Origin of the sequence: Streptomyces sp. NBC_00299 (assembly GCF_036173045.1) — a bacterium.
Taxonomy (GTDB): domain Bacteria; phylum Actinomycetota; class Actinomycetes; order Streptomycetales; family Streptomycetaceae; genus Streptomyces; species Streptomyces machairae.
Map to the genome: position 1 here is coordinate 4,368,568 of NZ_CP108039.1, position 14,038 is coordinate 4,382,605.

Genomic DNA, 14,038 nt, shown 5'->3' on the forward strand with positions numbered 1-14,038 from the left:
TCATGGAGACGGGGAGCCCGGAGAACACGGGGACTGCGGCAGAAGATCGGTCGGCAGCCGAACCGGCATGGAGGGGGCTGCCACCGGGCCTGCTGCGCATGCGACGACTGCTGCTGGTGGTGTGGCTGGGCCTGCTGACGATCGGCCTGGGCCTGCTGCTCGGGCTGCTCGCAGGACCGGCCTGGGCGGCCTTCGCCGTACTGCCGCCGGCGCTGATGGCGTGGGGCTGGGTGATGCTCGGTCGCAACTGGCGTTCGTGGCGATACGCCGAGCGCGCCGACGACCTGCTGATCAGCCGGGGCGTGCTGTGGCGCGAGGAGACGATCGTGCCGTACGGCCGGATGCAGCTGGTCGAGGTGACGTCCGGCCCGGTGGAACGCCACTTCGGCCTGGCCAGCGTTCAACTGCACACGGCGGCCGCCGCGACCGACGCCGCCATCCCCGGCCTGGACCCGGCGGAGGCGGAACGGCTGCGCGACCGGCTCACCGAACTGGGCGAGGCCCGATCGGCGGGGCTGTGACGACGCAGGGCGTCGACGACGCCGTACGCGAGACGCAACCCCTGACGGAACGCCGACTGCACCCGGTGACGCCGCTCAGGCGGGCGTGGGCACCGATCGCCGTACTCATCGGCTGGGCGGTGCACGACCCGGACCAGGCACAACGCCAGCTGACCAGACTGACCACCACCACGCTCCTGCTCGCGCTGGCGGTACTCGTCCCGGCAGCGGCCCTGTACGGCTTCCTCACCTGGTGGTTCACACACTTCGCGGTGACGGACACCGAACTGCGCATCCGCACCGGACTGCTCTTCCGCCGCACCGCGCACATCCGACTGGAACGCATCCAGGCCATCGACATCACCCAGCCGCTGCTCGCGCGCGTGGCGGGCGTGTCCAAGCTCAAACTGGACGTCATAGGCACGGACAAAAAAGACGAACTTGCCTTCCTGGGTGCGGAAGAGGCACGCGCCCTCCGCGCGGAACTCCTCGCCCGCGCCGCCGGCTTCGCCCCCGACACGGCCCACGAGATAGGCGAGGCCCCGTCCCGCCAACTCCTGCGCGTACCCCCCAAGGTCCTGGCGATCTCCCTCGTCCTGACCGGCGCCACCTGGGGAACACTGGCCGCCGCGATCGTCGTACCGACCATCCTCTGGCTGGTCACCGAGAGCGTGTGGACGGTCCTGGCGACCGCGATCCCGCTGATCGGCGGTGCAGGGGCGAGCAGTGTGGGACGGTTCATCGCCGAGTACGACTGGACGGTGGGCGAGTCACCGGACGGTCTGCGCATCGACCACGGCCTCCTGGACCGCGCCCACGAGACGGTGCCGCCCGGCCGCGTCCAGACCGTACGGATCGTCGAACCGCTCCTGTGGCGCCGACGCGGCTGGGTACGGGTGGAACTGGACGTGGCGGGCTCGTCCAACTCCCTCCTGCTCCCGGTGGCCCCGCGCGAGGTGGCCGAGTCAGTGGTCGCCCACGTACTCCCCGGCACGACGGTCCCCTCCCCCGCCACCCTGTCCCCCTCACCGCGCCGCGCGGCCCGCTGCATGCCGCTGTGGTGGCGCGGCTACGGCCTGTCCGTCACAGAAGCGGTCTTCGCCGCCCGGACCGGCCTCTTCCGCAGAAGCCTGGCCCTGGTCCCCCACGCAAAGGTCCAGAGCGTTCGCCTCACCCAGGGCCCCTGGAAGCGCCTGTGGGGCGTCGCCGACGTACACGTGGACTCGGGAGCCAACAAGACGGTGACCGCCCGCCTGAGAGACGCCAACGAGGCGGCAGAACTCCTGAACAGCCAAGCGGAACGCTCCCGCACGGGCCGCAGAGACGCCCGCCCGGACCGCTGGATGGCGTGACGCCTACCCCACGGCGCAGCACGCGCGTACGGCGGCACGGCCCCGACCCACAAACGCACCGCAGGCGCTACGCGCAGCCCCACTGAACCCGCACAGGCCCGCCGCAGGCACCCCGCCCCAACCGCCGGCGGCAACGGTCAGGAAACCGCGCTCCGCAACCCCTGCACATCAATCTGCTCGGTCTCGTCATGAGCCGTCAGATCGATGACCTGCCCAACCCCCCGGGACTCCTCGTCCGCAGGCTTGAACTCCGCCTCGGCCTCGGCCTTGTGCAGAGCAAGGGCCTCCTGGCCCACGACATCGGCGAGGTCCTCGTTCTGGACGGACTCCAGCGCGGAGGACTCGGCCCGCTTGGTACCGAAGAAGTCGAAGCCACCCTGGACCGCCGGACGCCGCACGGGCGCCGCCGGGGCGACGGCCACGGCGGTCGGCGCGATGAAGTGCCCGGACGGCTGCTGGGCAGTGCGGGCAACCGCGCCCGCCGGGGTGCCGGCGGCCGCGCGCTCATGCCCGTCGACCGCCTCGGGCTTCCCCGGCGCGTCATCCTCCAACGCGGGCTCCGTCTCGGCCCCGGCAGCGTCCCCCGCCTCCACCTCGACGGCCCCCGAACCGGTCTTCACCGGCTCATCGTTGGACGGCCCGTCACCCTTGGGCGGCTCGTTGTTCGGCGGCTCATCCGTGGGCGGCTCACCCTTCGAGGACTCACCCTTCGAGGACTCACCCTTCGAGGACTCACCCTTCGAGGACTCGCTCTCCGGGGACTCACTCTCCGCGGACTCACCCTTCGAGGGCTCCCCCGCCAAAGACTCCCCGTCCTCGTCGAACCGCGCCAACGCCTCCTTGGCCCGCAGAAACAGCCGAGACCCTTCGGGCGAGAAAACCGCCGAAGCCGCCTGCGCCTCCTCGACGGCGTCACCCTCGGCACCCTCGGCGTCGACCTCAACCGCAACCGCAACCTCAGCCTCGGCCTGAGCAGGGACAGCCACAGCCCCCACCCCCTCGACCGGCCCCGGCACGGCCCCCGGCGGCAACGCCCGCGCAGGCGCCCCCGCCTCTATCTCCAGGACCCGCCGCTCCTCCAGCACACTCGCCCGCTCGGTCTCCGCCGTGGCGTACCGCCGCAAGAGCGACGCATGCTCGTTGCGCAGCCCCGCAAGCTCCGCCCGCTTGGCCCGCAGCCGCTGCTCCAGCTTCACCCGCAGCTCGCGCGACTCCTCGAGGTCGGTCTCCAGCTCGGCGACCCGTTCCTCGTGCCGCCACTCATCGCTCGCACGCGCGCGCGTGAGGTCGGCGACCTGCTTGCCCGCCTGCGCGTCCCAGCGGCGCATGACGACCCCACCGACGACCGCCGTGGCCGCGGCGGCCGCGGCAAGGCCGCGCAGCACCATGGGCTGGGTGAACACCCAGGGCGCCAGGGCGCAGACAACGGACACGCCAGCGATCGCCGACGGGGGCAGCAGCCTGTGCAAGGGCGGGGAATGACGGTGACGTCCACGTGGCATGGCCAGAAACTTACCGCGCGTAGGCGAATCTTGGCGCCCCACCCCGTAAAAACACAGCCATCCCGAGTCGTTCACAGTGCATCAGCAATCAGATCCGCCCCGAATTAACCAAGAACCAAGATCACAAGCTGCGCGCTCACCCGCTCAACCGCCCACTCATCCACTCCAACGTCCCCGGAATCTCCCGCCGCCAGGTGTTGAAGTTGTGACCGCCGCTTTCGAGGATGACCGACGAGATCCGCGTCAGCTTCGTGGCCTTCACGCGTTCAATGAACTTCAACGTGTCCTTGTAGTTGGATTCTCCAACTTTGCTGCTACTGACCAGCAGTGAAGTGTCCGGCGCCGGCATGTGCTCCAGGTACCACCACAGGTTCGCGCGATTGCGCAGTTCCTCGTCACCGTGGAAGAGATCGCCCGTAGTGGCGTCGATCGGCGCCTTGTAGTACGCGGAAAGCCCCGCCCCGGCGGCATACGTACGGGGATGGTGCATGGCGAGCTTCAACGCGCAGTAGCCCCCCGTGGAGTCGCCGATGATGCCCCAGCCACCCGGTTCACGCCCCACCCTGTAGTGCCCGCTCACGGCATCGGGCAGGTCCTTTGCGAAGAACGACTCCGTCTGCGGCCCATCGGGAATGTCCACGCACTCCGTGTCCCGCGGCGGCGCCACAGTGGGCCGCATCATCACCAGGATCATCGGCTGCATACGCCCGTCAGCGGCAAGCCTCCCGGCCGTACGCGGATAGTCGAGCTTGTCCACCAGCGCCTCGGCCGTACCCGGATACCCGGTGAGGACCACGGCCGCCGGGAACGTACGCGTGCGGAACTGCGGCTGAAAATACTCGGGCGGCAGATAGACGTACGCCGGCGTCGCGATCCGCGTCGTACGCCCCACGATGCCGACCTTCTGGATCTGCCCGCCCACCTGAGGCCGCGCGCTTGCCGCCCCCGGCACCCGCCGCGTGTCGACGACCCGAAGCGGACCGCCTGCGGGCGTGTGGTCCACGACGACGCCCAGCTCGTCCTCCTGACCGAACAGGTCGGCCCAGCTGGCGTAGAACCCGAAGGCCTGGTTGGCGCCGAGACCGACCGCCGCGAAGAGCGCCAACTGCGTGGAGAACAGCAGGCCGACGCGCCCGCCGACCGCGCGCAGGCCGCGCCGCGCCAGCCGTGGCCACAGCCAGACCGTGCCGACGAACAGCCCTACGGCGGCCGACACCGCCAGCGCCAGCACCTTGTCGCTCGTGAGCCCCATCGATGGTTACCTGTCCGCACTTTCCGTCCGGCCCGCGCGGGCGCATGACACATGCGCCCGCGCAGCCTCCCCTGCACCTTCGCAAGGGCTTGCCCCGGACTTTCCTTGGCCTTTGAAACGGTTTTGGGAAGCCGAGTGAACCTCTCCCCCGTAGACACCGTCCTAGAGGGCGCAATGTCGCCGGATGCCCGAATCGGCACCGGATCCAAGGTCTCTCGCAGAACTAATGGGATGCGATGTCTGTCAGGACAGATGTGGAAATGTCGGGCGCGGTTCCTCAACGATCGAGCCGAGTGGGGCAACTGCCCAGCCGGGTACGGCATCTGCTCCGCGGCCCCCGCCCCGAGGCAGTTCCCCTGCTCGTCGGCAGAGCCTGCGCCCTGGTGGGCCTGCTGGACATCGCCGCGGGTGTCTTCCCGCGCTTCCGCCACAGTCGTATGCACGCCATCGCCGAGGTGCTGCCGGGCTCGACGGGCCCGTTCGCGGCCGCGCTCTCGCTGAGCGCCGGTGTCCTGCTGCTCCTGCTCGCCCACGGCCTCAAGCGCGGCAAGCGGCGGGCCTGGCGAGCCGCCGTCGTACTCCTGCCTGCCGGAGCGGTCGCGCAGTTCACGTACCGCCACTCCGTGGTGGGCGTCCTGATCTCACTGGCGTTGCTGGCCACCCTGCTGCGCCACCGCGACCAGTTCACCGCCCTGCCCGACCCGCGCAGCCGGTGGCGGGCGCTGGCCAACTTCGTCCTCATGGGCGCCGGTTCCCTCGCCCTCGGCCTGATCATCGTCAGCGCCCACCCGAACACCCTGGTCGGCGACCCGAGCCTGGTCGACCGCATCGCCCACGTCCTGTACGGCCTGTTCGGCTTCGAGGGCCCGGTCGACTACCACGGCAACACCTCGTGGACGGTCGCCTTCTCCCTCGGCGCCCTCGGCTGGATCACGGCGGTCACGACGATCTACCTCGCCTTCCGCCCCGAACACCCCGCCGCCCGCCTCACCGAGGACGACGAGGCACGCCTGCGCGCGCTGCTGGCCAAGCACGGCGGCCGCGACTCCCTCGGCCACTTCGCGCTGCGCCGCGACAAGGCCGTCGTCTTCTCGCCCAGCGGCAAGGCGGCGGTGACATACCGCGTGGTCTCCGGGGTGATGCTCGCCAGCGGTGACCCGATCGGTGACGTCGAGGCCTGGCCCGGCGCCATCGAGCGCTTCATGGACGAGGCCAAGGCCCACTCCTGGACCCCCGCCGTCATGGGCTGCTCCGAGACCGGCGCCGAGGTCTGGACCCGCGAAACCGGGCTCGACGCCCTCGAACTGGGCGACGAGGCGGTGGTGGACGTCCCGGATTTCTCGCTCGCCGGCCGCGCGATGCGCAACGTGCGACAGATGGTCAAGCGCATCGAGCGCGCCGGTTACGAGACCCGGGTACGGCGCGTCCGTGACCTCGGCGAGACCGAACTGGACCGCATCCGCCGCGCCGCCGACGACTGGCGCGGCACCGACACCGAGCGCGGCTTCTCCATGGCGCTGGGCCGCGTCGGCGACCCGGCCGACGGCGACTGTCTCGTCGCCACCGCCCACAAGACCGACGAGGAACCGGGAGAGTACGGCGACCTCAAGGCGATCCTCCACTTCGTACCGTGGGGCACGGACGGGGTCTCGCTGGACCTGATGCGCCGCGACCGCTCCGCGGACCCCGGCATGAACGAACTGCTGATCGTGGCCGCCCTCCAGGCCGCCCCGAAGTTCGGCATCGCGCGCGTGTCCCTCAACTTCGCGATGTTCCGCTCAGCCCTGGCGCGCGGCGAGAAGATCGGCGCGGGCCCTGTGCTGCGCGCCTGGCGGGGCCTGCTGGTCTTTCTGTCCCGCTGGTTCCAGATCGAGTCCCTGTACAAGTTCAACGCCAAGTTCCGGCCACGCTGGGAGCCCCGTTTCGTGGTCTACCGCGCCTCGGCCGACCTGCCCCGCCTCGGCATCGCCGCCATGCAGGCCGAGGGCTTCGTGAACCTGGCCCTGCCGCTGCCGCGTTTCCTGCGCCGCCGCGCGCACGCACCCCGCCCCTGCCCACACCGGGTGACGGAGCGGGACGTCCAGGCAGCGTGACCGCGGCCACCCGGACCGGCCCGAGCGGAAGCCCCTTGCCCCCGAGGGCTCCCGCTCGGGCCACAGCACGTCCCGGCAGGCCCTTGGGCCTAGGCTGAACGTATGAGCAAGCAGAGCGGACGCGGGCGCGTCGCGGGACTTCCGCAGTGGGACCGGTGCGCGGTCATGGGAGTCGTCAACGTGACCCCCGATTCCTTCTCCGACGGGGGCCGCTGGTTCGACACGACGGCCGCCGTCAAGCACGGCCTCGCCCTGGTCGAGGAGGGTGCCGACCTGGTCGACGTCGGCGGTGAGTCCACCCGCCCCGGCGCCAGCCGGGTCGACGAGGCGGAGGAACTGCGCCGCGTCATCCCCGTCGTCCGCGGCCTCGCCTCCGAGGGCGTCACGATCTCCGTCGACACCATGCGCGCCTCCGTCGCCGAGCAGGCCCTCGCCGCCGGCGCCGCCCTCGTCAACGACGTCAGCGGCGGCCTCGCCGACCCCGCGATGATCCCGGTCGTCGCGGACACCGGCGCCCCCTTCGTCGTCATGCACTGGCGCGGCTTCCTGGAGGGCGGGAACGTCAAGGGCGTCTACGACGACGTCGTCGCCGAGGTCGTCAACGAGCTGCACGCGCGTGTGGAGGCCGTTCTGGCCGGCGGCATCGCCCCCGACCGCGTAGTCGTCGACCCCGGCCTCGGCTTCTCCAAGGACGCTGAGCACGACCTCGTGCTCCTCGCCCACCTCGACCGCATCCTCGCCCTCGGCCACCCCCTCCTCGTCGCCGCCTCCCGCAAGCGGTTCCTGGGCCGCGTCCTCGCCGGGCCCGAGGGTGCGCCGCCGCCCGCGCGCGAGCGCGACGCCGCCACGGCCGCCGTCTCGGCGCTCGCGGCACACGCCGGCGCCTGGGCGGTGCGGGTGCACGAGGTACACGCCACGGCGGACGCGGTGCGCGTGGCACGTGCCGTCGAGGGAGCGCGCGTTCCCGAGAACGCGCCCGGCGCGCATGCCGCTGAGGGAGCCCGGTGAGCGCCCCACACACCGACGTCGAGCAGGTGGAGGCCGCCAACACCGCCTTCTACGAGGCGATGGAGCGCGGCGACTTCGAGGAGCTGTCCTCGTTCTGGCTCACCCCGTCCGACCTCGGCGTCGACGAGACCTATCACGACCCCGCCGACGTCGGCGTGGTCTCCTGCGTGCACCCCGGCTGGCCGGTTCTCACCGGCCGCGGCGAGGTCCTGCGGTCGTACGCGCTGATCATGGCGAACACCGACTACATCCAGTTCTTCCTCACCGACGTGCATGTCTCCGTGACCGGCGACACAGCCGTGGTGACCTGCACCGAGAACATCCTCAGCGGCGGGCCCGCCCCCGAGGGCGACGAGGAGCTCGGCCCGCTCGTGGGCCAGCTCGTGGTCGCCACGAACGTGTTCCGGCGCACGCCGGCGGGCTGGAAGATGTGGTCGCACCACGCTTCGCCGGTTCTGGCCGAAAACGACGAGGACGAGAGCGACGACACCCCCTCCTGAGTGGGTAGGCGACCTACAGGCCGACCGCAGGACCACACCACAGAGCCGCACCACAGGAGCACCCACAGGACCGCACCACCGGACGGCAGGAACACGCGCAGGGACAATCACGGACAAACACGGGGATGACTCGCGGGAGCCACCCGCAAGGAGGCCCGACGGCCCCCGCCGGGACCAAGAAGTGGTTGGAATCACGCGTCCTCGGGTAGGCGCGGCTACCAACCCATGAGCCACCGGGTTCCCCAGGGGAAACACCCAGTGAATCCTCCTGGCCCCGGACCGGACCCACGCCCCCGTGGCCCGGCCCTGTCAGTGCCCGCAGGTAGATTCGGTCGAGGCCGGTGTGCCGCCCGCACACGGCATCGACCGGCCGTCACCGACGATTGCAGGAGTGATTCGCGTGGATCGTGTCGCGCTGCGCGGCCTGAAGGCCCGCGGGTACCACGGTGTGTTCCCGGAGGAACGCAGGGAGGGCCAGACCTTCGTCGTGGACCTCGTCCTGGGCCTGGACACCCGGCCGGCCGCCGCGGACGACGACCTGGCGAAGACCGTGCACTACGGCATCGTGGCGGAGGAGGTCGTTGCCGTCGTCGAGGGCGAGCCGGTCAACCTCATCGAGACGCTCGCCGAGCGCATCGCCCAGGCCTGTCTGAAGCACGAAGGGGTCCAGGAGGTCGAGGTCGTCGTCCACAAGCCGGACGCGCCGATCACGGTCCCCTTCGACGACGTGACCGTCACCATCACCCGGAGCCGAGTATGACTGCACCGTTCATCAAGGGCCCCAACGACCCGACCGTACAGCCGGTACCCGCCTCCGTCGTCGACCAGGTCGACGCCGCCGACACCACCCTCAGCAACCCGAAACGGGCCGTGATCTCCCTCGGCTCCAACCTGGGCAACCGCCTGGAGACCCTGCAGGGCGCCATTGACGCCCTGGAGGACACCCCCGGCGTGCGCATCAAGGGCGTCTCCCCCGTCTACGAGACGGAGCCGTGGGGCGTCGAGCCGGGCACCCAGCCCTCGTACTTCAACGCGATCGTGGTCCTCAAGACCACGCTGCCCCCGTCCTCCCTGCTGGAGCGGGCACACGCGGTCGAGGAGGCCTTCCACCGCGTCCGGGACGAGCACTGGGGCGCGCGCACCCTCGACGTCGACATCGTCTCGTACGCCGACCTCGTCTCCGACGACCCGAACCTCACGCTTCCCCACCCACGCGCCCACGAACGCGCCTTCGTCCTCGCCCCCTGGCACGACCTGGAGCCCGAGGCCCAGTTGCCCGGCCGCGGCCCGGTCGTCGACCTGCTCGGCACCGTCACCAGGGACGGCGTGGCACCGCGCCAGGACCTGGAACTCCAGCTGCCCGAATAGTCGTTAAGGTCAAGACGACCACATTCCGTGGGGACCCGGGGGAGCTGAAGGGGCACCGTGAGAGAGCTGCGCATCAGGTTGCTGGCAGGCGTGTTCATCGTGGCCGGAGTCCTGTCCTGGGCGGGCGCCCGGCTTTGGAACGCCATCGGGACCCTGCCCAGCGTCCCGCTGGCCGCGCCCATCGTCCTGGCGGTCATCGCCGTGATCCTGCTCGCCACGGCACTCTCGATCCGCGCCCGCCTCAAGGCCCAGCGGGAACGCCGCCCGGACGCCAAGGGCGTCGATCCCCTGATGGCCGCCCGCGCGGTCGTCTTCGGCCAGTCCAGCGCCCTGGTCGCCGCCCTCGTCGCCGGCATGTACGGCGGCGCGGGCGTCTTCCTCCTGGAGTCCCTCGACATCCCCGCCCGCCGCGACCAGGCCATCTACGCCGGCTTCTCCGTCGTGGCAGGCATCGGCGTGATAGCGGCGGCCATCTTCCTGGAGCGCGTCTGCAAACTCCCGGAGGACGACGAACACAACGGCGCGGGGGCAGCGCCGACCACGTGAGAGTCACCAGGGTTGGCGAGCCAGGTGGCCGTTCACGAGGAAGCCCGGGTAGGGGTCGAGTCGGTAGCTGTAGAGAGTGAACGGTTTCGGGCTTCCGGCCTCGCGCGGCCGAACGTCGCGCACCTCGACCCATGTCGACTCGATGAGTCCCAACGGGTGCTGCTCGGGCTTGAAGGTCCCTCGTGACGGCCAGCTGTCAGCTACGACCAGATGCGAGGCCAAGCCGTTGCCCCGAGGCGTGAACCTTGCGCCGACCTCTCGCGCCAACTGGGAGAGAAACGGTGCGTTGGAGCTCACGAGCACGCGCGCGGCCCAGGTCTTCGGGCGGAATCCGTCCCCGTCCGTGTAGCCGTCGAGGAAGCCTTCGAACGTCTCCCTGTCCCGGAGGACAACACGGGGGAACCGTTGCCGCATGTGATGGGCGTCGCCACCCACGTACTGCCTCATCAGGTCGGCCAGGTATGACGACACCACACGCACTCGGAAGCCAGGCGCCTCCCGTTGAAGGTAGCCCGAGGGTCGCGTGACGGCTTCCAAGCGAGCGGGCATCCCGGTTGCCGCAGTCAGGCAGGCCGCGAAGCGCGAAGCGAACCCCTCGTCGTTGACGACCAGCGATACGTAGTTCTTGCCGACCGTGCCATCCGAGCAATTCGCCCCGACCATGTAGCCGAACTCGTAGCCCGGTTTGATGGTCAACCGCTTGCGACGCAATTTCCGCGCGTGCGTCCACGCGAGAACGGTTCCCTTGGCGTCTCTCGCATGGACCCACCCATCAGGCGTGCCCAACAGCTGATCCGGCGCCACGGTGAACGACACATGGTCGGTCACGCCATCCACGACCTGGCGGACCTTGACCGCCAGCACTTGAGTGACCGTCGTCTGGACCGTGCGCTCTCCGTCCAGCGTCCAGAGTCGGCTGCCCACTCGGACATTCCGCGCCTGTAAGCGCCCGCCAACCCCATTCACCGTCTGCTTGCTCGGCAGCCCGAACCCCACCGCGATCCCCCTTGATCAGCGATCAACCCCACTGATCAAGGACGGTATCGGGCACCACTGACAATCTGGTCAGCGAGCCAGTATCAGGCTCATCGCCTCGGCCCGGGTCGTAGCATCCCGAAGCTGACCACGCACCGCAGACGTCGTGGTCTTGGCACCAGGCTTGCGGATACCGCGCACCGACATACACATGTGCTCGGCCTCGATAACGACGATCACCCCACGCGCCTCAAGGATCTTCATGAGTGAATCGGCGACCTGCGTGGTGAGCCGTTCCTGCACCTGAAGGCGGCGGGCGAACACCTCGACAAGCCTCGCCAGCTTCGACAGGCCCGTGATCTTGCCGCTTTCCGCCGGGATGTACCCGATGTGAGCTACGCCATGGAACGGCAACATGTGATGTTCACACAAAGATACGATTTCGATGTCCTTGACCAGGACCATCTCGTCATGCCCGATATCGAACGTAGTCGTCAGGACATCCTCGGGCTGCTGCGTGTGTCCAGCCAAAAGCTCCCGATACGCCCGCGCCACCCGCCCCGGCGTCTCCCGGAGCCCCTCCCGGTCCGGGTCCTCCCCGACCGCGATCAGCAGCTCGCGTACGGCGTTCTCGGCGCGCTTCTCGTCGAACTCGCCGATGCGGCCCTCGCCGTCCAGCGTCACGGGGTCGGTCATGTGGTGCCTCGATCCTTTGCGGGTGGCGCGTGTGGGTCACGCGTCTGAACTGCCGGCATACGAAAATGCCACGCCCCCCAGGCTAGAACCTGGGGGGCGTGGCATTCATTCCGGGCCTGGTGTGGTCACCAGGGCCTGGGCGGCGTCAGCTCTCCGGACGCTCCTCGGGGGCCGGTTCGGCCGCCGGGGTGGGCTCCGTCGCCGTCGCCTTGGCGGTGGTGATGGCCGGCGTCGCGCCGTTGGCGCCGTTCGTCAGTGCGAGCTCCTTCGGGGAGAGCACCGGCGGACGGGTGGACGGCGTGCGGCGGGAGGAACCGGTCCAGGCGGGCCTGGGCGGACGCTTGACGATGGGGGCGAAGATCTCGGCGATCTCCTCCTTGCCCAGCGTCTCCCTCTCCAGCAGCTGAAGCACCAGGTTGTCGAGGACGTCGCGGTTCTCGACCAGGATCTCCCAGGCCTCGTTGTGCGCGTTCTCGATGAGCTTCTTGACTTCCTCGTCCACCAACGCGGCGACCTCTTCCGAGTAGTCGCGCTGGTGAGCCATCTCACGTCCGAGGAACGGCTCGGTGTTGTCGCCGCCGAACTTGATGGCACCGAGGCGCTCGGTCATGCCGTACTGCGTGACCATCGCGCGGGCCGTGGTCGTGGCCTTCTCGATGTCGTTCGCCGCGCCCGTGGTCGGGTCGTGGAAGACGAGCTCCTCGGCCGCACGGCCGCCCAGCATGTAGGCCAGCTGGTCCAGCATCTCGTTGCGGGTCGTGGAGTACTTGTCCTCCTCCGGCAGGACCATCGTGTAGCCGAGAGCACGGCCTCTGGAGAGGATCGTGATCTTGTGGACCGGATCGGAGTTCGGGGAAGCCGCCGCGACCAGGGCGTGTCCGCCCTCGTGGTACGCGGTGATCTTCTTTTCCTTGTCCGACATGATCCGGGTCCGCTTCTGCGGGCCAGCCACGACGCGGTCGATGGCCTCGTCGAGCATCTGGTTGTCGATCAGCTTCCGGTCGCTGCGGGCCGTCAGGAGCGCCGCCTCGTTGAGGACGTTGCTCAGGTCCGCGCCGGTGAAGCCCGGCGTGCGGCGGGAGACCGCCGACAGGTCGACGTCCGGGGCGACCGGCTTGCCCTTCTGGTGAACCTTGAGGATCTCCAGACGGCCCTGCATGTCCGGGCGGTCGACCGCGATCTGGCGGTCGAAGCGGCCGGGCCGCAGGAGGGCCGGGTCGAGGATGTCGGGACGGTTCGTCGCGGCGATGAGGATCACGCCGCCCTTGACGTCGAAGCCGTCCATCTCGACGAGCAGCTGGTTCAGGGTCTGCTCGCGCTCGTCGTGACCGCCGCCGAGGCCGGCACCGCGGTGACGGCCGACCGCGTCGATCTCGTCGACGAAGACGATCGCCGGGGCGTTCGCCTTGGCCTGCTCGAACAGGTCACGGACTCGGGAGGCACCGACACCGACGAACATCTCGACGAAGTCGGAACCGGAGATCGAGTAGAAGGGCACACCCGCCTCGCCCGCGACGGCGCGCGCGAGCAGGGTCTTACCGGTGCCGGGCGGGCCGTACAGCAGTACGCCCTTGGGGATCTTCGCCCCGACGGCCTGGAACTTCGCCGGTTCCTGCAGGAACTCCTTGATCTCCTGGAGTTCCTCGACCGCCTCGTCCGAGCCGGCGACGTCCGAGAACGTCGTCTTCGGGGTGTCCTTGGTGATGAGCTTCGCCTTGGACTTGCCGAAGTTCATGACCCGGGAGCCGCCACCCTGCATCTGATTCATCAGGAACAGGAAGACGACCACGATCAGGACGAAGGGAAGCAGGGAGAGCAGGATGCCGACGAACGGGTTCTGCTTGGACGGCGAGACCGTGTAGCCGTCCGGGATCTGCTTCTGCTGGTACTTGTTCTGCAGCGTGTTGGCGATGTCCACGCCTTGGTCGCCGATATAGCTCGCCTGGATCTTGGTGGCGTCCTCGACCTTTTCGCCGTCCTTGAGCTGGACCTTGATGATCTGCTCGTCGCCGGTTGTCAGTTTGGCCGACTCGACCTTGTTCTCGTTGATCGCCTGGACGACCTGGCCGGTGTCCACCGTCTTGTAGCCGCCGGACGAGCCGACGACCTGCATCAACACGACCACGGCAAGGACGGCCAGCACGATCCACATGACCGGCCCACGGAAGTATCGCTTCACGTCCATCCATACGGAGCGGTGCCGCCCCGTCCCTCCTGCCATAGTGAGTTTGATAAGACAGTTCTTC

The 14,038-nt window shown here is 69.5% G+C and carries 13 protein-coding genes; 8 read left to right on the plus strand and 5 right to left on the minus strand.

The annotated features are described in order from the left end of the window. Window positions 1–2: 2 nt before the first annotated feature. Both OHT51_RS19095 and OHT51_RS19100 read left to right on the plus strand, forming a co-directional pair. Window positions 3–521 (plus strand): PH domain-containing protein, encoded by a 519-nt coding sequence (locus OHT51_RS19095; RefSeq protein ID WP_328880143.1) that lies wholly within the window; start codon window positions 3–5, stop codon window positions 519–521. Continuing rightward, window positions 518–1,852 (plus strand): PH domain-containing protein, encoded by a 1,335-nt coding sequence (locus OHT51_RS19100; RefSeq protein WP_328880144.1) that lies wholly within the window; start codon window positions 518–520, stop codon window positions 1,850–1,852. The genes OHT51_RS19095 and OHT51_RS19100 overlap by 4 nt, the downstream gene beginning before the upstream one ends. Window positions 1,853–1,989: 137 nt before the next feature. On the opposite strand, the gene OHT51_RS19105 is transcribed toward OHT51_RS19100, so the two are convergent. Together OHT51_RS19105 and OHT51_RS19110 are read right to left on the minus strand one after the other, a co-directional pair. Then, entirely contained in the window at window positions 1,990–3,354 is a 1,365-nt protein-coding gene (locus OHT51_RS19105; RefSeq protein ID WP_328880145.1) for a hypothetical protein, read from the minus strand. 136 nt (window positions 3,355–3,490) lie between these two features. After that, complete coding sequence (locus OHT51_RS19110) at window positions 3,491–4,606, minus strand: alpha/beta hydrolase (protein WP_328880146.1); 1,116 nt, start codon at window positions 4,604–4,606, stop codon at window positions 3,491–3,493. A gap of 260 nt (window positions 4,607–4,866) precedes the next feature. Between OHT51_RS19110 and OHT51_RS19115 the strand changes: the two genes are divergently transcribed. The 6 genes from OHT51_RS19115 (at window position 4,867) to OHT51_RS19140 (ending at window position 10,121) form a co-directional block, all read left to right on the plus strand. After that, window positions 4,867–6,699: a phosphatidylglycerol lysyltransferase domain-containing protein gene (locus OHT51_RS19115; protein ID WP_328880147.1), complete on the plus strand. Its 1,833-nt coding sequence runs from the start codon at window positions 4,867–4,869 to the stop codon at window positions 6,697–6,699. A 102-nt stretch (window positions 6,700–6,801) separates the two neighbouring features. After that, window positions 6,802–7,707 (plus strand): dihydropteroate synthase, encoded by a 906-nt coding sequence (gene folP, locus OHT51_RS19120; RefSeq protein ID WP_328880148.1) that lies wholly within the window; start codon window positions 6,802–6,804, stop codon window positions 7,705–7,707. Beyond that, complete coding sequence (locus OHT51_RS19125; RefSeq protein ID WP_328880149.1) at window positions 7,704–8,207, plus strand: nuclear transport factor 2 family protein; 504 nt, start codon at window positions 7,704–7,706, stop codon at window positions 8,205–8,207. Before folP ends, OHT51_RS19125 begins: the two co-directional genes overlap by 4 nt. A 400-nt stretch (window positions 8,208–8,607) precedes the next feature. Further along, complete coding sequence (gene folB, locus OHT51_RS19130; protein ID WP_328880150.1) at window positions 8,608–8,967, plus strand: dihydroneopterin aldolase; 360 nt, start codon at window positions 8,608–8,610, stop codon at window positions 8,965–8,967. After that, the gene (gene folK, locus OHT51_RS19135) at window positions 8,964–9,575 is read left to right on the plus strand and encodes a 2-amino-4-hydroxy-6-hydroxymethyldihydropteridine diphosphokinase (protein ID WP_328880151.1); all 612 of its coding nucleotides are present in this window, start codon (window positions 8,964–8,966) and stop codon (window positions 9,573–9,575) included. The genes folB and folK overlap by 4 nt, the downstream gene beginning before the upstream one ends. Before the next feature lie 57 nt (window positions 9,576–9,632). Further along, window positions 9,633–10,121 carry a DUF3180 domain-containing protein gene (locus tag OHT51_RS19140; RefSeq protein WP_328880152.1) on the plus strand — a complete coding sequence of 163 codons (489 nt, stop codon included), beginning with the start codon at window positions 9,633–9,635 and terminating at the stop codon, window positions 10,119–10,121. 3 nt (window positions 10,122–10,124) lie between these two features. Here the strand turns inward: OHT51_RS19140 and OHT51_RS19145 are convergent, their stop codons facing one another. The 3 genes from OHT51_RS19145 to ftsH all read right to left on the minus strand — a co-directional run bounded on the left by OHT51_RS19145 (window position 10,125) and on the right by ftsH (window position 13,977). After that, window positions 10,125–11,117, minus strand: a complete 993-nt coding sequence (locus OHT51_RS19145; RefSeq protein WP_328880153.1) for a hypothetical protein — start codon at window positions 11,115–11,117, stop codon at window positions 10,125–10,127. A 69-nt stretch (window positions 11,118–11,186) separates the two neighbouring features. After that, window positions 11,187–11,792, minus strand: coding sequence for a GTP cyclohydrolase I FolE (folE, locus tag OHT51_RS19150; protein ID WP_328880154.1), 606 nt, complete (start codon window positions 11,790–11,792; stop codon window positions 11,187–11,189). A gap of 145 nt (window positions 11,793–11,937) precedes the next feature. After that, window positions 11,938–13,977: an ATP-dependent zinc metalloprotease FtsH gene (gene ftsH, locus OHT51_RS19155; RefSeq protein WP_328884371.1), complete on the minus strand. Its 2,040-nt coding sequence runs from the start codon at window positions 13,975–13,977 to the stop codon at window positions 11,938–11,940. Window positions 13,978–14,038 lie beyond the last annotated feature (61 nt).